General features: G+C 63.6%; 18 protein-coding genes, 2 tRNA genes and 1 rRNA gene. 19 read left to right on the top strand and 2 right to left on the bottom strand.

What is annotated here, in order from left to right:
- Positions 1–131 precede the first annotated feature (131 nt).
- The 18 genes from msrB to CGZ88_RS04375 all read left to right on the top strand — a co-directional run bounded on the left by msrB (position 132) and on the right by CGZ88_RS04375 (position 25,189).
- Positions 132–1,079: a peptide-methionine (R)-S-oxide reductase MsrB gene (msrB, locus tag CGZ88_RS04465; protein WP_051198769.1), complete on the top strand. Its 948-nt coding sequence runs from the start codon at positions 132–134 to the stop codon at positions 1,077–1,079.
- Between the two features lie 180 nt (positions 1,080–1,259).
- Positions 1,260–1,826 (top strand): NADPH-dependent FMN reductase, encoded by a 567-nt coding sequence (locus CGZ88_RS04460; RefSeq protein ID WP_026645593.1) that lies wholly within the window; start codon positions 1,260–1,262, stop codon positions 1,824–1,826.
- 466 nt (positions 1,827–2,292) lie between these two features.
- Positions 2,293–2,904: a MarR family winged helix-turn-helix transcriptional regulator gene (locus CGZ88_RS04455; protein ID WP_231371473.1), complete on the top strand. Its 612-nt coding sequence runs from the start codon at positions 2,293–2,295 to the stop codon at positions 2,902–2,904.
- Between the two features lie 77 nt (positions 2,905–2,981).
- On the top strand, positions 2,982–4,997 hold the full coding sequence (locus CGZ88_RS04450) for an ABC transporter ATP-binding protein (protein ID WP_423734409.1): 2,016 nt from the start codon (positions 2,982–2,984) through the stop codon (positions 4,995–4,997).
- Between the two features lie 86 nt (positions 4,998–5,083).
- The gene (locus tag CGZ88_RS04445) at positions 5,084–7,072 is read left to right on the top strand and encodes an ABC transporter ATP-binding protein (protein ID WP_207761156.1); all 1,989 of its coding nucleotides are present in this window, start codon (positions 5,084–5,086) and stop codon (positions 7,070–7,072) included.
- 136 nt (positions 7,073–7,208) lie between these two features.
- Positions 7,209–8,045 carry a tyrosine-protein phosphatase gene (locus CGZ88_RS04440; RefSeq protein WP_101671207.1) on the top strand — a complete coding sequence of 279 codons (837 nt, stop codon included), beginning with the start codon at positions 7,209–7,211 and terminating at the stop codon, positions 8,043–8,045.
- A 125-nt stretch (positions 8,046–8,170) separates the two neighbouring features.
- A complete protein-coding gene (locus CGZ88_RS04435) occupies positions 8,171–8,383 on the top strand; it encodes a hypothetical protein (RefSeq protein WP_026645590.1) in 213 nt (70 codons plus the stop codon).
- A gap of 356 nt (positions 8,384–8,739) precedes the next feature.
- Complete coding sequence (locus CGZ88_RS04430) at positions 8,740–9,783, top strand: glycoside hydrolase family 5 protein (RefSeq protein WP_165778707.1); 1,044 nt, start codon at positions 8,740–8,742, stop codon at positions 9,781–9,783.
- 180 nt (positions 9,784–9,963) lie between these two features.
- Positions 9,964–10,236: a hypothetical protein gene (locus CGZ88_RS04425; RefSeq protein WP_101671205.1), complete on the top strand. Its 273-nt coding sequence runs from the start codon at positions 9,964–9,966 to the stop codon at positions 10,234–10,236.
- A 315-nt stretch (positions 10,237–10,551) separates the two neighbouring features.
- Positions 10,552–10,842, top strand: a complete 291-nt coding sequence (locus CGZ88_RS04420) for a hypothetical protein (RefSeq protein WP_026645588.1) — start codon at positions 10,552–10,554, stop codon at positions 10,840–10,842.
- Positions 10,843–11,133: 291 nt separating this feature from the next.
- Positions 11,134–12,405: a hypothetical protein gene (locus CGZ88_RS04415; protein WP_101671204.1), complete on the top strand. Its 1,272-nt coding sequence runs from the start codon at positions 11,134–11,136 to the stop codon at positions 12,403–12,405.
- Positions 12,405–13,091: a PspA/IM30 family protein gene (locus CGZ88_RS04410; protein ID WP_101671203.1), complete on the top strand. Its 687-nt coding sequence runs from the start codon at positions 12,405–12,407 to the stop codon at positions 13,089–13,091. Before CGZ88_RS04415 ends, CGZ88_RS04410 begins: the two co-directional genes overlap by 1 nt.
- Positions 13,092–13,698: 607 nt before the next feature.
- The gene (gene ileS, locus CGZ88_RS04400) at positions 13,699–17,019 is read left to right on the top strand and encodes a mupirocin-resistant isoleucine--tRNA ligase (RefSeq protein ID WP_101671201.1); all 3,321 of its coding nucleotides are present in this window, start codon (positions 13,699–13,701) and stop codon (positions 17,017–17,019) included.
- Between the two features lie 518 nt (positions 17,020–17,537).
- On the top strand, positions 17,538–19,442 hold the full coding sequence (locus CGZ88_RS04395; protein ID WP_101671200.1) for a SpaA isopeptide-forming pilin-related protein: 1,905 nt from the start codon (positions 17,538–17,540) through the stop codon (positions 19,440–19,442).
- A gap of 230 nt (positions 19,443–19,672) precedes the next feature.
- Positions 19,673–20,677, top strand: a complete 1,005-nt coding sequence (locus CGZ88_RS04390) for a class C sortase (RefSeq protein WP_051198764.1) — start codon at positions 19,673–19,675, stop codon at positions 20,675–20,677.
- 176 nt (positions 20,678–20,853) lie between these two features.
- Positions 20,854–21,342 (top strand): hypothetical protein, encoded by a 489-nt coding sequence (locus tag CGZ88_RS04385; protein ID WP_024540490.1) that lies wholly within the window; start codon positions 20,854–20,856, stop codon positions 21,340–21,342.
- A gap of 119 nt (positions 21,343–21,461) precedes the next feature.
- Positions 21,462–22,961, top strand: a complete 1,500-nt coding sequence (locus CGZ88_RS04380; RefSeq protein WP_243390068.1) for a basic amino acid/polyamine antiporter — start codon at positions 21,462–21,464, stop codon at positions 22,959–22,961.
- Between the two features lie 122 nt (positions 22,962–23,083).
- Complete coding sequence (locus CGZ88_RS04375) at positions 23,084–25,189, top strand: elongation factor G (RefSeq protein WP_101671198.1); 2,106 nt, start codon at positions 23,084–23,086, stop codon at positions 25,187–25,189.
- Positions 25,190–25,251: 62 nt separating this feature from the next.
- On the opposite strand, the gene CGZ88_RS04370 is transcribed toward CGZ88_RS04375, so the two are convergent.
- Positions 25,252–25,327, bottom strand: a tRNA-Gly gene (locus tag CGZ88_RS04370).
- A gap of 24 nt (positions 25,328–25,351) precedes the next feature.
- Positions 25,352–25,423: transfer RNA gene (locus CGZ88_RS04365), tRNA-Val, on the bottom strand.
- A gap of 647 nt (positions 25,424–26,070) precedes the next feature.
- Between CGZ88_RS04365 and CGZ88_RS04355 the strand changes: the two genes are divergently transcribed.
- Positions 26,071–26,451, top strand: a 16S ribosomal RNA gene (locus CGZ88_RS04355); the annotation flags it as partial.

The raw sequence follows: 26,451 nt of genomic DNA, 5'->3' as shown, positions 1-26,451 counted from the left end.
CCATACGTGGCACGGCTTATGGTTCGCAGGATGTCGCCGGCGCGCCGCACGTGGCCGCGGGAGAGGGAGAGCCGGTGGGCCGTACCGGGCAAGAGGAGGCTACGCCGCGAGTCGGAACGCAGACGGCGTACATGGCCGGAGGATGCTTCTGGGGGCTTGAGCGCGCCATGCAGAACGTCGATGGGGTCGTCGACACGGCGGTGGGATATGCGCAGTCGCGCACGCCGAACCCCACCTACCGTCAGGTGTGCTCCGGGGCGACCGATGCCGTCGAGACCGTGCGCATCGATTTCGATCCGACCCGGGTGAGCTTGCGGACGCTGACGCTGTTGTTCCTTGACGTCATCGATCCGTTCAGCGTCGACCGTCAGGGCAATGACGTCGGCCGGCAGTACCGTTCCGGCCTGTATCCGTCCGGCGAAGACGCAGACGAACAGCGTGCGGTGTATGAACAGGCGTTGAAGGACCTCGGGCGGCGGGTGGGAGAGACCCCGGCCGTCGAGATCGAGGAACTGCGCGATTTCACACCTGCGGAGCCCGAGCATCAGGACTATCTGCTCGTCAATCCAAATGGATATTGCCATATCCCGATGGATGCGATCAACCATATGCGGGAGCGTCAGCGTTACATCGAGCGCATCTGGGAACTCACGCCGGAGCAATACGCCGTCACGCAGCGCTCCGCCACCGAACCGCCGTTCGCCAACGCATACGACCGCCTGTTCGATCCCGGCATCTATGTGGACCGCGTCAGCGGCGAACCGCTGTTCTTCTCCACCGACAAATTCGATTCCGGATGCGGCTGGCCGTCGTTCAGCGCGCCGATCAGTCAGGATGCGGTGCGCGGCGTCAGGGATGACAGTCTGCCGCTGCATCCACGCGTCGAAGTGCGGGCCGTGCACTCCAACAGCCATTTGGGACATGTGTTCACGGATGGTCCACGTGAGCGCGGCGGCCTGCGGTATTGCATGAATTCTGCGTCGTTGCGGTTCGTGCCGCGCGGGAGGATGGCCGAGGAGGGCTACGGGGATCTCGTGGCGGCGCTCGACGAACGTCTGCGTGACCCCTCGAGCGACTGATGCGCGGTGCGTGAGCGTGCGCAGCGCCCACCTTCCGCATACCGTGCGCCGCATTTGTTCACCGGTGGCTATTTCCGGTTCCCAAACATCGTCGGCGGCACGAAGATGGTACTCAGCAAGACGGAAGCGGCGGCGCGCGCCGCACGTGTTCCGTGCCTGAACCACCAATAGGAGGACACCATGGCAGATAAGCCAACCATTGCATTCGTCGAGACTTCGCTCACCGACGGTTCGTTCGAGGCGGACCTCGCCAAGGAGATCATGAGCATCGTCGGCGATCGCGCCGAGACGATCACCCTCGACTACGAGGATCTGCCGCTCGCCGGCGAATCCCCGGAGTACCCGCTGCCGGAGGCCGCGCTCGCCGTGCGTGACAAGCTCGGCAACGCGGATGCCGTCTGGGTCGTCGTCTCCGAGTACAAGAAGACGATCCCGGATTCGCTGCGCAACCTCTTCGACTGGCTGTCGCTGCCGTCCACGAAGGACGAGGAAGGCGAGAACGTGCTCAACCAGAAGCCGGTCGCGATCTCCGGTGTCGGCGGCTTCGAGGAGCTCCACCCGCGCATCATGGTCGGCGACCTGCTTGAGGATGCCGGCATGCGTCTCTTCCCGGTCGAGGTCGGCCTGTCCGTCCCGGCTGAGGCCGTGCAGACCGGCGACTGGGCGATGACCTCCGCCGATCAGGAGGCGCTGCGCACGCAGGCCGAGGACTTCCTGACCTTCATCTCCGAAAACGAAGTGAAGTGAACTTCCTGTCCGCGCATTGTCGCGGATGACTGATTCCGACGCCGACCCGCGCATCTCCCGCCGAGCTGCGCGGGTCGTCCCATATCTTGCGATCCGCACCCGCCTCCGTCTGTGTCCTGTTTTGTCGACGTGATCGACGAACCATCCCGCAAACGACCCCGTCTGCGTCCCGTTTTGCCGATGTCGTCGACGATCTGACCCGCGGACGGTCCTGATTGCGTCCAGGTTCGTCGATTCCGCTGATGAAACGGGACACGGGGCGGCCCTATGGGGCGCGTGGCGCACATCCATACAGGCCGCCACCGCGCGTCCCGCCGTCCTTACGCCGTTGGCATACAACAATTGCATCTGCAACAGTTGTATGCTGGACGTTCTAGACTGGCCGAGCGACGGATCGATGCACGCGACAATGCGCAGCGACGGTCGGCTGCACCATCGGCAATCGACGCAGGGAAGGAAGCGGATCGTGGTCATCGGGAATGCGGACGGCGGGCACGCGCAGACGTGGCTCAAGCCGAGTCTGGAGATCCGCGCCGTGCATCATCTCATCGCGCGCTACTGGAACGTCGTCACGCCACCGGAGTCCACTGGCTCAGGCACGAACATGCCGATCATCCTGTATCTGCACGACCACCGCAATGAGGACGTGTTCCAATACGACATCGAACGCGCGTTCTCGATTACACGTTCCACGGCGTCGCGTGTGCTCGCGCTGATGGAGAAGAAGGGACTCATCACCCGTACGGGCGTCCAATGGGACGCGCGCGTGCGCAAGATCGAGCTCACACCTGCCGCCGGCGGCATCGTCGAGGAGCTGCAACGCCGTTCGCGGCAGCTCGAACGCACGCTGTTCGAAGGCTTCTCCGATGATGAGCAGCGGCGTTTCCTCACCGACCTCGAACGAATGAAGGCCAACCTGTATGCCACCGGATTGGTCGGCAGGGAGACGTCGGGATGTGCATCCGCGCAGCCGCAGGGCGACTCCAAGGGCCGAGAGGACGGCGATCGCGCACCCACGCACGTGGCGCCCGCCGGTCCGTGTCCGCAACGGCCCTCCGAACCGGATGAAGCGGTTTAGGCATCTCGATCGTCCCGACCACATCAATGCCAATCACCAAAGTCACAGAAATCACCGAAGAAGAAAGGAGTGCAGCAGTGAGCGCAACCGCCACCACGGCCGACGCCGCCACGAAGCGGCCGGCGTCGTCGCAGCAGCCGCAGCGGCCGCCGAGCAAGAAGCATGTGATCCGCACGCTCGGCAAATCGCTGCGAGAATACAAGAAGGCGAGCATCCTCTCGCCGCTGTTCGTCATCGTCGAGGCCATCATCGAGATCCTGATCCCGTCGGTCATCGCCGTGCTCATCGACAAGGGCATCACCGGCAAATCGATGCCCGACATCTGGAAGTACGGCCTGATTCTGATCTGCTGCGCCGCCGTTTCGCTGGGCGCGGGCTTCCTCTCCGGTAGGTACGCGGCGGTCGCGTCCTCCGGTTTCGCGAAGAATCTGCGTCACGATGAGTTCAGGAAGGTGCAGGAGTTCAGTTTCGCGAACATCGACCGTTTCTCGACCGGTTCGATCATCACGCGACTGACGACCGACGTGACAAACGTGCAGAACGCCTATCAGATGATCATCCGCGTCGGTATGCGCGCGCCCGTCATGCTCGTCGTCGCCTGGATCTTCGCGTTCCGTATCAGCCCGCAGATCTCGATGGTGTTCCTCGCGTGCATTCCGGTGCTTGCGGTCGGTCTGTTCGGCCTGATCATCGTCGTCCATCCGATCTTCGAACGCGTCTTCCACACTTATGATGAGCTCAACAACGTCGTCGACGAGAACCTGCAGGGCATCCGCGTCGTCAAATCCTTCAACCGCGAAGACTTCGAGGACAGGAAGTTCGGGCGCATCTCTCAGAAAATCTATGACCAGTTCTGCAAGGCCGAGAAACTGCTGTCGATCAATTCGCCGCTGTTCAACGTCTGCATGTACGCGTCGCTGATCACGATCGCGTGGATCGGCGCCCGTCAGATCGTCGCCTCCGGCAACAACGCCGCGTTCGGTCTGACGACCGGCGACCTGACCGCGCTCGTCACCTATGCGATGCAGATCATGATGGCGATGATGATGCTGTCGATGATCTTCGTCATGGTCATCATCTCGCGTGCGTCCGCCGAACGCATCTGCGGCGTGCTGACCGAGGAGAGCACGATCCGCGAGGTCGCCGAACCCGTGACGACCGTCGCCGACGGCTCGATCGACTTCGACCATGTGAGCTTCCGCTACTCCGAACATTCGGAGCGTCCGGTGCTCGACGACATCGACCTGCACATCCGCTCCGGGCAGACGATCGGCATCGTCGGCGGCACCGGCTCGGCGAAGTCGTCGCTTGTGCAGCTCATTGCGCGACTGTACGACGTGACGTCCGGCGCACTCAAGGTCGGCGGCGTTGACGTGCGCGACTACGAACTCGAGGCGTTGCGCGACGAGGTCGCGATGGTGCTGCAGAAGAACGTGCTGTTCGCTGGCACAATCGCCGAGAACCTGCGCTGGGGCAACCCGTACGCGACCGACGAGGAACTGCGCCACGCCTGCGAACTCGCGCAGGCCGACGGCTTCATCCAGGAGTTCCCCGACAAATACAACACGTACATCGAGCAGGGTGGTACGAACGTCTCCGGCGGCCAGCGCCAGCGTCTGTGCATCGCCCGCGCGCTGCTGAAGAAGCCGAAGATCCTGATCCTCGACGATTCGACGTCCGCGGTGGACACGAAGACAGACAAGCTGATTCGCGAAGCGTTCCACCACGAGATCCCGAACACGACGAAGATCATCATCGCGCAGCGTGTGGCGTCCGTCGAGGAGTCGGACAAGATCGTCGTCATGCACGAGGGACGCATCCTCGACCAGGGCACGAACGACGAACTGCTCGCACGCTGCGAGGAATACCGCAGCATCTACGAGTCGCAGACGCAGCAGCACACACAGCGCGATCTCGGCAAGGAATCGCAAGACCTGCACGAGGAGGAGGCGGAAGCCAGCGACTACCGCAAGGACTACGACGAGGACACGTCGACCGCGGACATCATCGCGCGGCAACGGGAACGTGAACGGATACGCGAGGAACACATCAAGGACGACATCGCACAGATCAAGGGAGGTGAGGAACGATGAGCGCAGCAGCAGCGACGACGGCGCGCACTGAGGTCACCGACAAGGAGACACTCAACGACGACGCGCGCAAGCCGAACGCGAACGGCATGCAGGGCATGCCGCGTCAGAAGGCGAAGAAGGGCACGCTCAAGCGACTGCTCAAATACGTGTTCGCATACCGGGCGCGCATGGTCTTCATCATCATCGCGATCATCGTGTCCGCGATTTCACAGGCCGGGTCGGCGCTCTTCCTGCAGGCGCTGATCGACCGTTACATCATGCCTCTCGTCGGCGAAAGCAATCCGGCGTGGGCGCCGCTCATCGAGGCGTTGCTGTTCATGGGCGTCCTCTACGCGCTTGGCACCCTCTGCTCGTGGCTGTACTCGTATCTGCTCGTCGGAGTCGAACAGGGCGTCATGAAGCAGATCCGAGACGAGATGTTCGAGCATATGCAGACGCTGCCGATCTCCTATTTCGATACGCATGAGCACGGCGACGTCATGAGCCGTTACACGAATGACACCGACACGCTGCGTCAGGCGATCAGCCAGTCGCTGCCGCAGATGTTCGCCTCGGGCGTCTCCGCGCTCGCCGCACTCATCTCGATGCTGTATCTGTCGATTCCGTATACGGTCTTTGTGCTCGTGTTCACGGCGCTGCTGTTGCTGCTGATCCGCGTGATCGTGAGCCGCTCCGGCCGTTACTTCGTCGTGCAGCAGCAGGAGCTCGGCGACGTGAACGCCTTCGTCGAGGAATCGGTCAACGGACAGAAGGTCATCAAGGTCTTCAACCACGAGGATGCGACGCAGGCGGACTTCGACGAGCGCAACGAACGGCTCTACCAGGCGAGCGCGAGCGCGAACACCTACGGCAACGTGCTGATGCCGGTCGTCGGCAACATGGGCTATCTGCTCTATGTGCTGTCGGCGATCTTCGGTGGTCTCGCGGCGCTCGGCAACTGGGGCAACCTGAGTTTCTCGGGCGCGGCGTTCACAATCGGCACGATCATTTCGCTGCTGACGTTGTCGAGGTCCTTCGTCAACCCGATCGGCCAGGTCTCGCAGCAGATGACGATGGTCATGATGGCGCTGGCGGGCGCGTCGCGCATCTTCGCGCTGATGGACGAGCCGTCCGAGAAGGACAACGGCACAGTGACGCTCGTCAACGTCGAGCTCGCCTCGGATGGTCGTACGATGACGGAGACGTCGAAGAAGACCGGCCATTGGGCGTGGAAGCGTGAGGCTTCGGACGACGGCACGCGTTCGCGCGAGGCCGCGAAGAAGCTCAGCGAACGCGCCTATGAGGTGTGGCAGAAGGCGCATGAGGAAGCGGTCACGTCGCCGGACGGCAGGCTCACGCTGTTGCGCGGCGATGTGCGCTTCACCGATGTGACCTTCGGCTACGATTCGAGCAAGCCGGTGCTCCATGACATCACGTGGTTCGCCAAGCCGGGCCAGAAGATCGCGCTCGTCGGCGCGACCGGCGCCGGCAAGACGACGATCACGAACCTGATCAACCGTTTCTACGATGTGCAGGAGGGCATGATCCTCTATGACGGCATCAACGTCAAGGGCATCCGGAAGCCGGATCTGCGTCGTTCGCTCGGCATCGTGCTGCAGGACGTGAACCTGTTCACCGGTACGGTGATGGACAACATCCGCTACGGCAAGCTTGACGCGACCGACGAGGAGTGCATCGCCGCCGCGAAGCTTGTCAACGCCGATTCGTTCATCCGCATGCTGCCCGACGGGTATCAGACGGTGCTGTCGGGCGACGGCTCGGGTCTGTCGCAGGGGCAGCGTCAGCTGATTTCGATCGCGCGCGCCGCCGTTGCCGATCCGCCGGCGCTCATCCTCGATGAGGCGACGTCGTCGATCGACACGCGCACCGAGGAGGTCGTGCAGGCCGGCATGGACAACCTGATGAAGGGGCGCACGGTGTTCGTCATCGCGCACCGCCTGTCCACGGTCAGGAACTCGGATGTCATCATGGTGCTCGACCATGGTCGCATCATCGAACGCGGCTCGCATGACGAGCTGATGGCCGAGAAGGGCGAATACTACCAGCTATACACCGGTTCGCTCGAGCTCGAGTGAACCTTGGCGTGCAGCCGTTTCGACGGAGGCGGCCGTGTCCGCGCGACGCGCGGAGACGGCCGCCTCCGTCGACGGGTGCTTCCCTCTCGGCTCAGCGCCGGTGTCGCGCAGGTGCGGTCGCGTAGGATGGTGCGGTATGCATGAGAACGAAGTGCGTATCATCCAGCAGATCAATCACGTCGAATCCGAGAACGAGCGCGACGACGGCGATTGGCGGATCATTTCGAAGCCGCTGGAGCTCGAAGGGGTGAGCAATATTCGCGACATGGGCGGCATCCTGACGCAGGACGGGCGCCGGATCCGTCCCGGCATGCTGTTGCGCTCGGCGAATCTGCACAAGGCGAGCGACGCCGACCTCGCGACGCTCGACCGGCTCGGCGTGCGTAACGTCATCGATCTGCGCACACGTCAGGAACGCCATATGGAGGAGGATCGCCTGCTGCCCGATTGGCGCTACCTGCCGATCCCGGTCTTCGATGAGGGCGCGGAGCTCGGCAAGCAGCTCAGGGGGATCATCACCGATCCGGGCATGTTCATCGAAAGCCTGTACCCGCAGATGGTCGCCTCGCCGATGGCGGTCGACTGCTGGAAGGAGTGCTTTGGTCATCTGCTCGACGAGGACGGTGGTACGCTGTGGCACTGCACGCAGGGCAAGGACCGCACGGGTGCGCTCGCGGCGCTCATCCTCGCCTCGCTCGGCGTCGGTGAGACGCTCATTGTCGACGACTACCTCGAGACGAACCGTTTCATGCCGCATGTCTCGTCGAAGCTCGCGCAGAAGCTCGAAGAGGTCCTCGGCGCGCGTTTCGATGGCGACGTCAACCAGTTCCTGACGGCGGCGCCCGCCTACATTCACGCGTTCATCGGCGCGACGGCGCGCTACGGCGGCCTCGTCGGCTTCCTGCGCGCGAAGGTGGGTCTCTCGGACGCCGACTTCGCACGGTTGCGCGAACGCTACACGTGCGCCGACTGAGCCGTTGATTGTCCGGCGGGACGGCGGGCGCCGATTCGCCTAACTGCGCAATTGTGCGGAACAGGCGCCGGACGTGCTGTAATGGAAGACAGCAATATTCAACCGCGCAACGAAGGATGGTTATCATGACCGACATGACCGAGCAGATGAAGAAGAACTTCGAGGAGATCAAGGAGCGCATCGACGAGCACAAGGACGACTTCGAGGGCATCAGGGATTCGGCCACGCAGCTCGCCGACAAGCTCAAGGATGCCAAGGAAGGCTGGGAGTCCGCCCGTGCCGAGAAGGGCGACAAGAACGAGATCGCCAAGGACGAGGAAACCCACCAGACCCACTGACCGTTCCCGAACCGTCGGGCGTATCGCCGACGGGCCTTTGCATGGGGTATGACAGGGCGCGTCGCACAGGACACTGTGCGACGCGCCCTGTTCGTATATCAGCCATATCAGCCGTGGGCTGAAAGTGCGGCAGGGGATGCGTGGGCGCTTGTTAGCGTAACGCATATACGCCCGCATGGCGCATCGGGGAAGCGGTGCACCGGGCGCCGGTCGTCCATATCGCGCACACCATGCCCGCAATGGGAGCCCGCGTCTTAGGGGACGGCGGCGTCTTGCGCGGTGGTGGTGAGAGCGCGAAGAGAAGCGAGACGATGATGAGGAAATGGGTATCGGCCGTCGTGACGTTGGTGGCTTGCGTGGCATTGCTTGCCGGCTGCGGCGTTGCGACGCACACGGAGCCGCAGCCGAGCGGCGAATCGGAGATCACGACGGCACCGAGCGGCAAAGGCGAGACAAGGCAGGCGACGCCGGAGACATCGATGAGCGCCGGCGAACTGGAGACGACAACGGTCTCGCCGCTGCACGTCGAAGGCACGAAACTGCTTGATTCGGCCGGCAAGACGATGCAGCTGCGCGGCGTGTCGACGCATGGCATCGCCTGGTATCCGCAGTACGTGAACGCCGATCTGTTCGAAAATCTCAAACGCGACTGGGGCATCAACGCCGCGCGCATCGCGATGTACTGCGCGGAAAGCGGCGGCTACTGCACCGATGGCAACAAGGAGCAGCTCAAGAAGACGGTGCGCGACGGCATCGACGCGGCCGTCAAGAACGACATGTACGTCATTGTCGACTGGCATACGCTCTCGGACAACGATCCGAACATGCACGTCGACGAGGCGAAGGAGTTCTTCGGTGAGATCGCCAACGAATACGCCGACGTGCCGAACGTGCTCTACGAGATCTGCAACGAGCCCAACGGCGGCACGACGTGGGCGCAGGTCAAACGCTACGCCGAGCAGGTGATCCCGGTCGTGCGCGCGCGGGCGAAGGACGCCGTCGTGCTCGTCGGCACGCCGAACTGGTGCCAGGACATCGAAGCGGTGACGGCCGATCCGCTCAGCGTGGACAACGTCATGCACACCGTGCATTTCTACGCCGCCGACCACGGCCAGTGGCTGCGCGACAAGGTCGTCGCCGCGATCAAGGCGGGCACGCCGGTATTCGTCAGCGAATTCGGCGCGACCGCAGCGAACGGCGACGGCGGCGTGGACGTCAAATCCGCCGACGCATGGCTCGACATGCTCGACAGGTACGACGTCTCGTACATCATCTGGAACATGTCCGACAAGCATGAGGGCAGCGCGCTGTTCGCGACGAACGAGGCGCGCGACCCGATCGAATCCGACCTGTCAGACGAAGGTCAATGGTACCGGCAGTATCTGCGCGAGCATCGTTAGAGCGTGCATAGGGCGTGACGGCGAGCGCGAAACGGTCGTCCGGGTCCGAAGTTACTGAAGCGCTTATGCTTTTGGAATTATTGGGAAAAGGTGCTTTCGCTGCGCGCGTCGGAGACGGAATCCGCCTATGATGGACGGTACCGTCGTCGAAGACGGACCATCGATAGGAAGGAGCCCCATATGGCAGACGAAGAAAAGAAAGAGGGCCTCGAGGCTCTGGACACCGCACAGATCGACGCGCTCAAGGAGATCGTCGACGAGACCGATCATCCGCACACCGACCCGGTGAACGGCAAGTCCGACGGCAACTCCGACGACGGCTTCGACAAGCACGTCGAGGACGACGAGGACGCCAAGGAGCTCAAGGAAGAGAAGACGCGCACCGACGCCAAGGAATCGCTGCTGTTCAACACGGCGAATACGTGGGAGAACATGGAGGAGGTGCCTCGCTGACCTCCCAAACGGTGTGACCACCACGGCCAATCTCGCACAATCGTTGGTATTCCAACCCTTTGTGAACCAAGTTCATAGCAGGTAGGAGACATGCGCCCCTACCTGTTTTCATTACACGTTCATCCAACGTCTTGCGACGGGGCGGGACGCCGAGCAAGTGGGTGCCGGGCGATGAAAAACATGGCATTTCCAATGAAACGAGAATCATTCGCCCGATGGGGGAAAATCGCGGCGCGGCGCGGCACCGAACGGTTATATTGAGGATAGCGGCTGCGGCGAAGGACGTCGCATGGAAGACCCACGAATGGAGACGACATGGCACAGGACAAGAAGAACGTCGGCGACGATCTGGACGACATGGGCACGACCGAGCTCGACAACCTCGAGAACATCGTGCGCGACACCGACCATCCGTACACCGATCCGGTCACCGGCAAGTCGAACGAGGACGTGCCGCACGAGGATCTGGGCGTCGCGCTCAAGTCCGCCGAGAAGAAGGCCGAAGGCGACGCCAAGACCGAGCGCGCCGCCGAGGTCGCCGAGGAGCCCGAGAACGCGAACGAGTGGGAGGATCCGGAACTCGAGGACCGCGAAGTCACCCGCTGACCGAGACATCGAACCATGAATGACGAAGAGGCCGTGCGTATCCGCGCATGGCCTCTTCGTCTGTATTTCGTCTGTCGTATTTCGTCCGTATCGATCGCTGATTCGTCTGCATCGCTGACGGATTCGGTCTCAAAACGACGCGTGACACGGGCGCGCCGCGGCGAACTGCCGTATATTGGTACGCAATGCGGCCGGTCGGCGGCGTCGATGAGGGCGTCAGGCGAGGCGGCTGAACGAGGATAGGGCAGTCGGAGACGACTCATCCAGAGGCAACCCATGAAGGAGGTGGCCATGCCAAGACCGGGCAGCGGCGACGGTCCAGGACCGTCGGCAAGCAGCCATGACGACGGACTGCGCGCAAGCTCGCACGGCCCACGTGGCACCGGACGACGCCCGGGCATGGACACAGGCGGCGATTTCGGAGGCTTCGGCGGTTTCGGTGGCTTCGGCGGACCTGCGCCGCGTGGACACGGCCATCATCCGCCGCATCGTTCGGGCATTGATCTGGGGGATCTGATCAACTTCGGCATCGGCGTCGCCTATGGCAGGAGTCAGGAGCGCCGTGCGCGCGAACGCTCGCGCGTCGAAGTGCCGCATATGAGCGAGGACAGCATGCGCATGCCGCAGCAGCCGGCCGGCGCCGGCTACGGCGGGGATGCCTACAACGGTGGCGCATACAACAGTGGCGCCCCATATGGGGGCACCCCGTACGGCTCAGGCGGCTCGTACGGCTCAGGCTCCGGACCGTTCCCCGGCTCCGGCGGCGCGGGCAACCCGAAATCGGGACCAAGCTGGCTGACGGCGGTCGCCGTCGTCATCGCAATCGTCTGCGTCGTGCTGCTCGGCTTCCTCGGATGCTCGGGCGGCTCGAACGACTCCGACGGTGCGATTCCGACGAGCACCTACAACCGCGAGAAGATCAAGTCGGGCATCGCCTACGACGCCGACGACGTCGACGACGAGCTCGGATGGGTCGAGGACGTACGCGCGACCGGACGCGGCCTCAAGTCGTTCTACGACAAGACCGGCATCCAGCCTTACGTGCTGCTCGCGAAATACAACGCGGACCTCACGAACGACGAACAGCGCGAGAACTGGGCGCGCGACTGGTACAAGCAGCACATCGACAACCAGGACACGCTGCTGCTCGTCTACTTCGCCGACAAGGACTCTGAGAACGTGATGGGCCACAGCGTGCTCATCAACGGACGCGACATCTCGACGGTGATGGACGCGCAGGCGATCGACATCTTCTGGGCGTACTTCGACCAGTACTGGTACTCCAAACTGAGCACCGACGACGCGATCGTCAAGACCTTCGACTCGACGGCCGACCGCATCATGACGAAGACGACGACGACCAACGACGTGCTCAGATGGGTCATCATCGCCGTCATCATCATCGGTGTGCTCGTCATCGCCGGCATCATCGTATGGATAGTGCTCAAACGCCGGCGCGAACACGAACAGTACGTGGAACGCATGGTCAACACCCCGCTTGAGGAGGCGGAGGACCCGATTTTGAAAAAATATAGTCAGGACGACCAGAAAGGACAACAATAATGGCTATCCTGAAACGATTCGGCGACATCATGCGCGCCAACATCAACGCTTTGCTCGACAAGGCGGAGGATCCGGCGAAGATGGTGGATCAGATGCTGCTCGACCTCAACGAGGACCTCGCCGCCGTCAAGAAGGAGACCGCCGGCGTCATGGCCGCGGCCACGAGCGCGCGTCAGCAGGTCAACGAATGCAAGGCCGACATCGCGAAGTACGAGGCGGCGGCAAAGGCGGCCGTCAAGGCCGGCGCCGACGACGACGCCCGCCAGCTGCTCACGCGCAAGCAGCAGTACGAGAGCACGCTGCCGTCGCTCGAGCAGGCCGCGCAGGTCGCTGAGGACAACGCCGCGAAGATGCGTCAGATGCACGACAAGCTCGTCAACGACATCAACGGGCTGCAGGCGCGCCGCGCCGCCGTGCACGCGAAGGTCGCCGTCGCGAAGGCGCAGAACACCGTCAACAAGGCCACTGAGTCCACGGCGAAGAGCTCGCGCAGCCAGGCCGCCTTCGACCGCATGGAGGCGAAGGCCGACCAGATGCTCAACGAGGCGAACGCGACAGCCGAACTCAATACGCAGGCGAGCGAGGAGGAACTCGCGAACAAGTATCTCGCCGGCGGCAGCGCGTCGGTCGACGACGAACTCGCCCGCCTCAAGGCCGAGCTCAACGGCGACGACGCCCAGCAGTGACATGCGTGCCGTCGGGCAGCCCCGACGGCACAGTCATGCTGACACAGTCATGATGACACGGTCATGATGACACGGTCATGATGACACGGTCATGCTGACACGGTCATGCTGACACGGTCATGCTGACACGGTCATGCTGACACAGTCATGATGACACGGTCATGATGACACGGTCATGCTGACACAGTCATGATGACACGGTCATGATGACACAGTCACGATGACACTGACAGAATGACAGACGACACCGGCGCGCAATGAAATCTCATAAGGGAATCTCACAATGGAATCTCGCAAGGGAATACGGCATTGCGCGCCGGTGTTGTACGTCGGTGTTATAGTGACACACGACAGGCGACGATCCGTCATCAGCGGGGAGCCTTCGGAAGAACGGTCCGGCGCGTGCGCAGGACTCAGTAGAACCGACGGGATCGGCCCGACATAGCCGAATCAAGCGGTCGCAGGCACGTCGCGGAACGCGTCGCGCATGCGGCAAGCGAGGTGGTACCGCGGTGGCGACCCCACGGACGTGCGCGCGACGCGCATGGCCGCGCAGGCGTCCATCGTCCTCGCAGGCAACTGAAGTCTGCAAGAACGAGGAGCAACGGTGAGCGAAACACCCAAGCACGTGTACCCCAAGGCAGCAGCCGGCGAACAGAGCGCCAATGTAGCGCCAAACCCGGATTTTCCCCAGCTCGAAGAGGACGTGCTGCAGTACTGGGACACGAACGACACCTTCCAGAAATCCATCGATGAGAATCCCTCCGGTGAGAACAGCGACAACGAGTTCGTGTTCTTCGACGGCCCGCCCTTCGCGAACGGCCTGCCGCACTACGGCCATCTGCTGACCGGCTATGCGAAGGACGTCGTGCCGCGCTACGAGACGATGAGGGGACGCCGCGTCAACCGTGTCTTCGGATGGGACACGCACGGCCTGCCCGCCGAACTAGAGGCGCAGAAGGAGCTCGGCATCGACTCGGTCGACCAGATCGAGAAGATGGGCATCGACAAGTTCAACGACGCCTGCCGCGCCTCCGTGCTCAAATACGTGAACGAATGGCGTGACTACGTGCACCGTCAGGCGCGCTGGGTCGACTTCGAGCACGGCTACAAGACGCTCGACATCCCGTACATGGAGTCGGTGATGTGGGCGTTCAAGACGCTGTACGACAAGGGACTGGCATACAAGGGCTACCGCGTGCTGCCGTACTGCCCGAAGGATCAGACGCCGCTTTCGGCACATGAGCTGCGCATGGACGCCGACGTCTACCAGGACCGTCAGGACACGACCGTCTCGGTCGCGCTCAAGCTGCGCGACGAGGACGACGCCTACGCCGTCATCTGGACGACGACGCCGTGGACGCTGCCGACCAATTTCGCCGTCGTTGTCGGCGACGACATCGACTACGTCGAGGTCGCTCCGAAGGAAGGCGAGTTCGCCGGCAAGAAGTTCTACTTCGCGAAGGCGCTGCTCGGTTCCTACAACAAGGAGCTCGGCGAGGACTACGAGGTCGTGCGCGAGCTCAAGGGCCGCGACATGGTCGGCTGGCGTTACTATCCGATCTTCCCGTACTTCGCCGACGCGGCCGCGACCGGCGAGGGTGGCACGCCGGGACCGAACGCGTACCAGATCCTCACCGCCGATTACGTCGACACGACCGAAGGCACCGGCCTCGTGCATCAGGCGCCCTACGGCGAGGACGATATGAACACGCTCAACGCGCACGACATCAAGAGTGTCGACGTGCTCGACGCCGCATGCCGCTTCACGTCGCTGTGCCCGGACTACGAAGGGCTCTTCGTCTTCGACGCGAACCTGCCGATCCTGCGCAACCTGCGCGCCGGCGACGGACCGCTCGCCGAGCGCCCGGAGAACGAGCGCGCGCTGCTGTTCCAGGAGAAGAGCTACGTGCATTCGTACCCGCACTGCTGGCGTTGCGGCACGCCGCTGATCTACAAGCCGGTCTCGAGCTGGTTCGTGAGCGTGACGAAGATCAAGCCGCGCCTGCTCGAACTCAACCAGCAGATCAACTGGATCCCGGAGAACGTCAAGGACGGCCAGTTCGGCAAGTGGCTGTCGAATGCCCGCGACTGGTCGATCTCGCGCAACCGCTTCTGGGGTTCGCCGATCCCGGTGTGGGTGAGCGACGACCCGAAGTACCCGCGTGTCGACGTCTACGGCTCGCTCGACGAGCTCAAGCGCGACTTCGGCGACTATCCGCGCGACAACGACGGCAACATCAACATGCACCGCCCGTGGATCGACAACCTGACGCGTCCGAATCCGGACGACCCGACCGGTAAGTCGACGATGCACCGCATCACCGACGTGCTCGACTGCTGGTTCGAATCCGGTTCGATGCCCTTCGCGCAGTTCCATTACCCCTTCGAGAACAAGGAGTACTTCGAGCACCACTTCCCGTCCGACTTCATCGTCGAGTACATCGGTCAGACGCGCGGCTGGTTCTACCTGCTGCACGTCATGGCGACGGCGCTGTTCGACAAGCCTGCGTTCAAGAACGTCATCTGCCATGGCATCGTGCTCGGCGACGACGGCCAGAAGATGAGCAAGCACCTGCGCAACTACCCGGACGTCAACGGCGTGTTCAACAAGTACGGATCCGATGCGATGCGCTGGTTCCTGATGAGCTCGCCGATCCTGCGCGGCGGCAACCTCATCGTCACCTCCGAAGGCATCCGAGACACGGTCCGCCAGATCATGCTGCCGGTGTGGAGCTCGTACTACTTCTTCACGCTGTATGCGAACGCCGCGAACGACGGCAACGGCTACGACGCGCGCCGCGTGCGCGCCGACGAGGTCGAAGGACTTGAGCAGATGGACCGCTACCTGCTCGCCCGCACGCGCCAGCTCATCGCCGACGTGACCCGCGACATGGACGCCTTCGCGATCTCCGACGCCTGCGATGCGGTCGCCGACTACATCGACATGCTGACGAACTGGTACATCCGCAATTCGCGCGACCGGTTCTGGAACGAGGACGAGAACGCGTTCAACACGCTGTATACGGCCCTTGAGGCGTTCATGCGTGTGCTCGCGCCGCTCGCGCCGATGGAGGCCGAAGCCGTGTGGCGCGGCCTGACCGGCGGTGAATCGGTGCATCTGGGCGACTGGCCGTACCTGACCAACCCGGATACCGGCGCCGACACCGAGCTCGGCCGCGTGCTGCAGGAGAACGGCCCGCTCGTCGCCGCGATGGACAAGGTGCGCGAGATCGTCTCGTCGACGCTGTCGCTGCGCAAGGCCAACAAGATGCGCGTGCGCCAGCCGCTCGCGAAACTGACCGTCGTCGTCGATGAACCGTCGCAGGTCGACGTCTACGACGCGCTGCTCAAGAGCGAGCTCAACATCAAGGCGATCGACTACCTGATGCTCGACGAGGCGGCCGAACACGGCCTCAAGATCGTCGAGGAGCTCAAAGTCAACGCGCGCGCCGCTGGCCCGCGTCTAGGCAAGCAGGTGCAGTTCGCAATCAAGGCGTCGAAGAGCGGCGCATGGCATGCTGATCCGAAGACCGGCGACCCGGTCATCGAGACGCCGGACGGTGAGATCACGCTGCAGGGCGACGAATACGACATCACGCGCCGCGTCGAGGAGGCGGACGCGTCCGAACGCGCCAACTCGGCGTCGTCGATCCTGCCGTCGGGCGGATTCGTCATCCTCGACCTCGCGCTCGACGACGCGCTCATCGCTGAAGGCTACGCGCGCGACGTCATCCGCGCCGTGCAGGACGCGCGCAAGGCCGCCGGACTCGACGTGACCGACCGCATCGACCTGACGCTGAGCGTGCCGAAGGACGATGTCGCGAAGGTCGAGGCGTTCAAGGACCTCATCACGTCCGAGACGCTCGCCACATCGATGAAGCTCGAGGAAGGCGACGTCCTCAAGGCCGAGGTGAGCAAGGCCTGAGCCCTGATCGCCACCACAAGACGGCGGTCCGCGCGCATGCCCGATGGGGGGCGTGCATGCGGGCCGCCGTCCGCATAGCCCGCATATCCGGGCCGTGCGCGCGTGGCCGCAGGAGCAGAAAATCGGCGCACGTGTGCCGTGATTCGCCGTTTGCGTACTCGTGCTCTGGGGCGCGCGAGGACACGCTTCAGCGTTATCAGATACCGGACGACGAAATGTCCGGACAGTGCCCGCAGATTCCACCCACAGGTGAGAAAACGGCGAAATCGTGCCGTTTTTTCGGCGGAATAGGTGAGTTTGTTCTCCCGCCGCAAGTTTCCCAAACCGACGCAAACCTCCCTACGATTGGAATCAACGATGGAACTCCATCGGAGACACCATGGGAATCACCGGAAGGTGTGCGTTGCGAGGCCGCGGGGGGATGACGAGAAATCCGCACGGCCGAGTGGCCATCATTTGCCGAGGAAACCCTGTAGTGATAACGGGAAGAAAGTCGGTGCATGATGAACACTCATTCAATGGCAAGGTCGGCCGCCGCAATCGTCGCGGCCGCCGCGATGCTCGCGGTCGGAGCCGTGACGGCTTCGACCGCCTATGCCGCCGATGACGGGGCGGCTCAGATCACGATCAATTCGCCTACGGCCGTCAACGGCAACAACATGATCGCCCCATCGGTCAACGGACGCACATTCAACGCCTACGAACTCGGCTCTTACGAAGATGTGACGCTCAACGCCGCGAAGACGGCAATCAGCGGCTACAGTCTCAAAAACGCCAACAGCGTGAGCGACAGCGACGTCATGGGATGGATCAACCAGTCCGTGGCCGGCATCAATCTGGACTCGACGCTCAAGGACGTCATGAGCTGCACCGGCAGCGGGAGCGCCACCTCCTGCACGTTCAAGGGGAACGCGGCCAACCTCACGCCGCTGCAGTTCGTCTCGCGCTACTTCTACGGCAGCGGCACCGATGCGTACGGCAACACGCACGCCAACCAGCCGCTCATGCGCCGCTTCGCGCAGGCCGCAGCCGGCAAGCTCACGACCCCGAGCGCAACGGTGACAGGCACCTCCGACGACAAGGTCGTCTTCACGAACCTCCCGGCCGAAGGCCTCTATCTGATCACCGAAGCCTCCACGACGGCGCAGTCCCAATCGACCATCGCGCGCGCGATGGTCACCGGCACGGCATACAGCGCCGACGGTACGGTGATCAATCAGGTCGAGGACACGTCCACGACGCCGGCAACGACCTACGACCTCGGTGAGCTCTACCTCAAGGCCGAAAAGGTCGTGGTCGGCAAGGACGTCACCGACGCCGACGGCAAGGCCATCAAGGACGAGCTCGCCCGCGCCAAGTCGGAACGCACGTTCACGATCACGACGAACGTGCCGAACTACGACGAATACACGAACTGGACGAACCCGAAGTTCTCGATCACCGATGCGCCGACGAACCTGACGCTCGCGATTGATTCGATCAAGGTGACGGCAACGAAGACCGACGGCTCGACCCCGGAGACCACGACGCTCACGAAGGACACCGACTATACGGTCACGCCGACCGACGGCGGTGGGTTCACCGTCACGTTGACCAAGCCGGTTGATCTGAGCGGCGACTCGATCAAGGTCACCTACACCGGCGTCGTCACCGACGTGACGGTCGACACGACGACGAACAAGGCGAGCGTCAACTTCTCGAACAGCCCCTCCGACAGCTCGCGGCACGGCAACGGCAGCGCCGACGACACGAAGAACATCTACGTTGCCGCCCTGCCGCTGCAGAAGATCAAGTACGCCACGCCGGCGACAGTGCTCTCCGGCGCCGTGTTCGCCGTGACCGACACGAACGGCAACCCTGTGAACTTCGACGTGAACGCCGACGGCTCCGTCTACAGCGTCGACCCGACGTCAACGCGCGCGAACGCGAACCAGATCACGTCGAACACGTCATCGGTCGAACTCGTCGGCCTCGGCGGCGATTCGACCGCCCCGACGACCTACACCTTCACCGAGCAGAAGGCGCCTACCGGCTACATCCTCGGCAAGACGCCGGTCACGTTCACGCTCACCGTCACGCCGCAGTACACGGCGAACACGATGACAGGCGTCGCCTACAAGATCAATGGCAATGCGACAAGCGGCGCCGACTTCACGAACTTCGTTGACTCCTCCGACTCCGGCGTGCTCAACGGCACCGTCGTGACCGGCACGACGATGAAGACCGCCGCCGACGGCACGACGACGCAGGTCACGACGACCCGCTTCGAAGGTTCGACGATCCGCGTCGAGAACACGACGAACGCCTCCGACTTCGCGAAGACCGGCGGTGAGATCACGATCGTGCTCGCCGTCGTCGTCGCGCTCGCGCTCATCGGCGCCGTCTGCCTCATCGTGGCACGCATGCGCCGCAACAGGGCGTGAGCCGAGCGGCGTCGGAGAGCTGACCGGCATGCGTGAGCACGCATGAGTCAGCCGATTACCAGAAACGCCGGGACGGCCCCTCGTGCACGACCTCTCTTTCGAGGGTCGCTGCGAGGGGCCGTTTCCCTTGCATTGGCTGCATAGGTCGTCTGTGCAGGTCAGCTGCACAGACGGCTGCGTGAAGCTTACAGTGGCCGCGGCAGCTACAGTGGGGAGCACGGCGGCAACATATGACGACCGGACGGGAGCAGATGATGGGACGACGGGAACGGCACTGTAGCGCGCGGCACGGCGCTCCCTTCGCGCCGCGTATCCGGCGTGACCTCGACAGACGCGACCCGGTCACGGCAGCCTTCGCGATCGCCGGATGGGTGTGCTACATCATCGCCGCGCTTTTGCTCGCCTGGGTCGTCGGCGCGCTCGTGCACAACGACATGCTCGCGCGCGAGGCGGCCGCCAACATCGCATCCGCTCCGGCGACATGGCCCGACGAAAGCCGTCAGGGCGCCTACAAGCGCGCGCAACGCTACAACGCCGTGCTCGGAACGCGATTCAACGGCCGCATCCCGGCGGACGCCGAAAACGAGGAAGGCGTGGCCGTCGAAACGCTCGACATGGACTACCGGCACACGCTCAACGTGGACGGACGCGGCGGCATGGCGCGCCTGCTCATCCCGAAGATCTCGGTGGACATCCCCGTCTATCACACGACGCTTGACGATGTGCTCGACGAAGGCGCCGGGCACATCTACGGCACGGCAATGCCGATCGGCGACGATCACACCTACTCGGTGCTCGCCGCGCATTCGGGAGGCGTGCAGGGCATGCTGTTCACGCGGCTCGGCGAACTGCGCAAGGGCGGCGTCTTCTACATGGACGTGCTCGGCGGCGAACAAGGCTACCGCGTCAGCGACATCCGCACGATCCGCCCTGAGCAGATGGAATCGACGTTGCGCGAACTGCGCTCGCGATACCGCGACGGTCCGGCGACGATCACGCTCGTCACCTGCACGCCGCTCGGCGTCAACTCGCACAGGCTGCTCGTGACGGGCGTGCGCGAGCCGATCCCGGCGAAGATAGCGCCGGCGTCGACGCAGAAGGACGGACGGCTCATCGCCGCGGCCGTCGCCGTCGTCGTCTTCCTCGTGCTGCTCGTCGCCGCGATTGTCTTCAGTCGTCTCCGCGCGAAGCGTCGGAAGATGACGGCGCAGAAGTCGGCGACGTCGTCGACATAGGTGACACGACGGGCGAACGTGTCCGCGATGAGGACGGGCGGTGCCCACGCGATGGAATCGCGGCGGCGCAAGGCGCGCGCCGTGCCGTAGGGTGGCACGGTGGCCTCCCGCGACGCCGGAATGCGCGGACGTGAGCGGCCGCACGTCCATGACGTCAAGGAAAGGAAGACAGAGGGATGCGTATCACAGGCGGAACGATCGCGAAGAGGATCGCGGCGATGTGCGCGGCAGCGGCGGTCGTCGTCACGATGGGGGCGTGCGGCGTCAAGGCGCACGCGGACAAGTCATACACCTTCAACGTCGACACCGGCGACGCGATCAAGGTCACGCTCGATGTCACCGACGGCTACGACATCACCGGCAAGGTGCCCTTCGAGGTCACGAAGGACGGCGAGGAGATCTTCGAGGGCTCGTTCCTGCATGAGGAGGGCTACGAACTCTACCGTGAGCAGATCGACGGCGACGACACCGCCGAGATCCTCAACGAAGGCGAACGCAACGGCAACGACTTCATCTTCTGGCAGGAAGCCGTCGACGACGCGACCGAACACAACTACGTCGTCAAGGTCAAGGACAGCGCGACCGTCGTCCTCCTGGAAGGCAACGCCTCCGAGGATGCGGCGAAGGCCGCCTTCGACCGCATGAAGATCGTCGTCGACGACTGACGGCGCGCGCCGGCGGCGATTGCGCGCCCGCCGTCGGCATAACGTCCCGCGATGCACTACGATGGCGGCGTAACAACGGTCGTCGAAGGAAACGCGGGGCGCGGAACATGCACCGGGACATGCACAAGGACACCGAACACGCGAGCGGATCGGCGGGATCGGTCGGATTCCTCGGACTGTTCGCGCTCGTCATCTCCGCGATGGTCGGCGGCGGCGTCTTCAGCCTCCCGCAGAACATGGCCGCGCGCGCCGGGGCTGGCGGCCAGCTGCTCGCATGGGCCGTCACCGGCGTCGGCATGTGGTTCATCGTCGACACCTTCCGCACGCTCACCGAAATCAAACCCGAACTCAAGGATGGCCTGTACACCTACGCGCGTCAGGGATTCGGCAGATTCATCGGATTCCTCGTCGGCTACGGGTACTGGCTGTGCAACTGCTTCTCGATCGTCGCGTACGGCGTACTCATCATGTCGACGCTCGACGTCTTCATGCCCGGCGTCTTCACCGATGGCAACAACACGGCCTCGATCATCGGCGCGTCGGCGATCCTGTGGATCATGACGGCCGTTGCGATGCTCGGCACACGCACTGGCACCGCCATCAACGTCGTCGGCACGATATGCAAGATCGTGCCGGTCGTCGTCTTCATCGTCGCGCTGTGCGCCGTGTTCAACCCCGCGATAATGCGCGCCGACTTCTGGGGGCAGGCGCCCGACGGCACGGCGCTCGCGTTCCACGCCTCCGACCTGTTCGCGCAGATGCGTGATTCGATGCTCGTGACGCTGTGGCTGTTCATAGGCATGGAGGGCGCCGTCGTCGTCTCCGGCAGCGCGCGATCGCCGAAGGCCGTGTCACGCGCGACTGTCGCCGGCTACCTCGCCGTGCTCGTCCTGTATTTCCTCGTGTCGATGCTGCCGCTCGGCGTCTACGGGCAGCAGCGCATCGCCGGCATGGCGAATCCGTCGATGTCGATGATCATGGAACAGCGTTTCGGCATGTGGGGTGCCGTCATGGTCAACGTCGGCGTCATCGTCAGCGTCCTGTTCGCATGGCTCGTGTGGATGCTGATGATCAGCCAGATGCCGCTGTTCGGCGCGCGCGACGGCATCTGGCCGCGCGCGTTCCTGACGACGAACCAGCACGGCGCGCCGAAGGGCGGCATCCTGCTGACGGCCTGCACATGCCAGCTGCTGTTCATCCTGTGCCGTTTCGTACGCGGCGACGCATGGAACGTGATGATCTCAATCACGTCGGTCATGTCGATGCCGTGCTATCTGCTGTGCTGCCTGTATCTGTGGAAGGTTGCCGTGCGCGAGCGCGCGTTGTTCGACGCGCACGCCGACGTCACTCGTCGGCGCGCCCTGACGACCGGCGTACTCGGCTCGCTGTTCTCGCTGTTCCTCGTCTACGCGGCCGGTCTCGAATATCTGATGGTCGCCTGCGCGTTGTTCGCCGCTGGATTGCCAATCTTCACGCTCGCGCGTCGCCAGCATGCTCCGGATGTCGGATTGCGCGCGCTGTTCAGCGTGAAGGAGCGCGCGCTGTTCGCCGTCATCGTTGTGGGCGGCATGTGCGGGCTGCTGTACACGCTGCACGTCGGCCTGTTCACAGGTGCGTGATGACGCCGGCGGCGTGCCGTCGTCATACAATCGACTGTTGATTTGCGCAATCGACTATGCAGATACGATCGGCGAATCATGTGGCGGGCGCGCGGAACGCGGCATGAATGGAAGGAACGCGGATGAAACGAATCGTGGCGGGCGTCGTCGCCCATGTGGACGCGGGCAAGACGACGCTGTCCGAGGCGCTGCTGTACGCGTCCGGTGTGACGCGCAGGCTCGGCCGTGTCGACCACGGCGACGCGTTCCTCGATACGAACGCGATCGAACGCGCCCGCGGCATCACGATCTACACGGAGCCGGCGATCATCACGGACGGCGACCTCGAACTCACATTGCTCGACACGCCCGGGCACGTCGATTTCTCCGCCGAGACCGAACGCACATTGCAGGTGCTCGACTATGCGATCCTCGTCGTTTCCGCCGTCGACGGCATCCAGGGGCACACACAGACGTTGTTCCGCCTGCTCGGACAGTACGAGGTGCCGACCTTCGTCTTCATCAACAAAAGCGATGCGACCGGCGCCGATGTGGAGCGCACGCTCGCGCAGCTGCGCAGTCGCTTCGGTGACGGCTGCATCGACTTCACGCCCGCAGATGCCGAGGATGTCGGCGCATTGGCTGCGCAGAGCTTCGAGGACATCGCGATGCAGAGCGAACGCGCGATGGACGCATATCTCGAAACCGGCGTCGTCGATGTCGAACTCATCCGCGAGCTCATCGCCGCGCGTCGCGTGTTCCCCGTCTACCAAGGCGCCGCGCTGCACATGGACGGCGTCGACGCATTGCTCGGCGGCTTCGCGCACTACGCGCGCCAGCCGCGGTATCCGCAGCGCTTCGGCGCGCGCGTGTTCAAGATCTCCCACGACGCGCAGGGTCGACGACTGAGCTGGATGAAGGTGACCGGCGGCGAATTGAAGGCGAAGATGGTGCTGCCGGCGAAGGACGGCGACGCGGACGGCGAGAAGGTCGACGAGGTGCGCAGCGTGTCCGGCGCGAAAAGCACGACGACGGACACGGCGCCCGCAGGCACCGTGTGCGCGGTGAGCGGACCCGAACGCACGTTCCCGGGGGAGGGATTCGGCATCGAAGAGGACGCGGGCGACCCGACGCTGCAGCCCGTGCTCACGTACACGCTGCTGCCCGGTGACAACGATGTGCACCGATGCCTGCTCGCGCTGCGCGAACTCGAGGACGAGGAGCCGCTGCTGCACGTCGTCTGGCAGGAACGGCTGCAGGAGGCGCACGTGCAGCTCATGGGCGCCGTGCAGCTCGAAGTCATCGAACAGCTCATGCACGACCGTTTCGGACTCGACGTCGGATTCGGCGAAGGGTCAATCCTGTACAAGGAGACGATCGGCGCGCCGGTCGAAGGCGTCGGGCATTTCGAACCGCTGCGCCACTACGCTGAAGTGCATCTGCTGCTCGAACCGCTCGAAGCGGGCGCGGGACTGCAGTTCGCCAGCGACGTGAGCGAAAACGAACTCGACCGCAACTGGCAGCGGCTCATCCTCCAGCATCTGCGCGAACGTGAACATCTCGGCGTGCTCGTCGGCGCGCCGATCACTGACATGCGCATCACGATCATCGGCGGACGCGGCCATCTCAAGCACACCGAAGGCGGTGATTTCAGGCAGGCGACGTACCGCGCGCTGCGCATGGGACTGATGGAATCGCGCGCCGGCGTGCCGACCGATTGTACCGAACTCGATGTGGCGCGCCGCTTCGGCGGCGACGTGCGCGAGGATGAGGGAGATGGCGATGGTGTTGGTACGGACGGTGCGGAGGGTGTTAGTCGTCGCGGCGCTCGCATCAGGGGAGTCGGCAACTGCAGGCTACTCGAACCGTGGTATCGGTTCCGTCTTGAGCTGCCGCAGGAATCGATCGGTCGCGCGATGAGCGACGTGCAGCGGATGAGCGGCGAAAGCGAGGCGCCGCGGACCGACGGCGACTACGCGATCTTGGAAGGCGTGGCACCGGTCAGCGCGATGCGCGACTATGCGATGGACGTGCATGCCTACTCGCACGGACGCGGACGGCTGGCACTGACCTTCGCCGGGTACCGCGCATGCCACAACGAAGCCGAAGTGGTGGAGGAGAGCGGCTACGATCCGGAAGCCGACCTGGAGCATACGCCCAATTCGGTGTTCTGCGTGCACGGCGCCGGCTACCCGGTCAAGTGGTACAAGGTTCCGCAGTTCTGCCATGTGGCGATGCGGGAAGAATGAGGGGGGGGGCGACTGGCGGCCGGTTCCGGATATGAGAAAAGCCCCCGAATGGGGGCTTGTGGTGGAGCGGACAACGGGACTCGAACCCGCGGTCTCGACCTTGGCAAGGTCGCGCTTTACCAACTAAGCTATGTCCGCAAAGACAACCGGAAACCGGTTTCGTGGGCGATACAAGATTCGAACTTGTGACCCCTTCCGTGTCAGGGAAGTGCGCTACCACTGCGCCAACCGCCCGGGCCGAGAAGTAAACTTACCCGATGGTCGCCGATTTGCCAAATCCGATGGCCTCTTCGGCGTGTCGCGCCCTGATTTTCGCCGTTTCCGATACCCGCCGGTGCGTTCCTTCCCGCTGATGTTCGCTGGGGGCCGCCCGGGCGAACATGACCTGCGCGGTTCGTGCCCGAGGTGTTCGCTGGGCCCGGCTGAGTGAACGCGGCTGGTGAGGTTGGCGCCGGTGACGTTCGCTGGGGTGGGGCGTAGCGTGGGTGGACTGGACGGGTTGGGGTGTGGTTGTGGTGGTTTGTGACACGCCGTGGAGGGGTTGTGTTTGTTGGGTTTTGGTGGTGTGGGTTTGTGTTTTGGTTTGGGGTGGTGTAAGTTTTCTTCTTGCTGCCGCTCACGGCTTGCTGGTCTGGTTGACTGGTCGGGTTGTGGGTGTGTGTGGTGGTTTGAGAACTCAATAGTGTGTACTGTACTACTTCATCATGCGACTGACTTCGTGTTGGTTGTGTGGTGGTCTTTGATTGCCAGTCCGATGCCCGCCCGTGTGGTACCCGAGGGGGTTTGATGGGTGTCGGGGTTTTTGTGTGACCGTCCTTCCTTATTGGATGGTCCGTCTTTTTCTTTTGTGAGTCATCTGTTGGATGTCTCCATGAATGTTTTTTGTGGAGGGTTCGATTCTGGCTCAGGATGAACGCTGGCGGCGTGCTTAACACATGCAAGTCGAACGGGATCCCTGGCAGCTTGCTGCCGGGGTGAGAGTGGCGAACGGGTGAGTAATGCGTGACCAACCTGCCCCATGCACCGGAATAGCTCCTGGAAACGGGTGGTAATGCCGGATGCTCCGCGCCCCTGCATGGGGGTGTGGGAAAGGCTTTTGCGGCATGGGATGGGGTCGCGTCCTATCAGCTTGTTGGCGGGGTGACGGCCCACCAAGGCGTTGACGGGTAGCCGGCCTGAGAGGGTGACCGGCCACATTGGGACTGAGATACGGCCCAGACTCCTACGGGAGGCAGCAGTGGGGAATATTGCACAATGGGCGC

Source organism: Bifidobacterium anseris (genome assembly GCF_002860345.1).
In the GTDB taxonomy this organism is placed as follows: Bacteria; Actinomycetota; Actinomycetes; order Actinomycetales; family Bifidobacteriaceae; genus Bifidobacterium; species Bifidobacterium anseris.
This window is presented reverse-complemented; position numbering and strand designations above follow the sequence as displayed.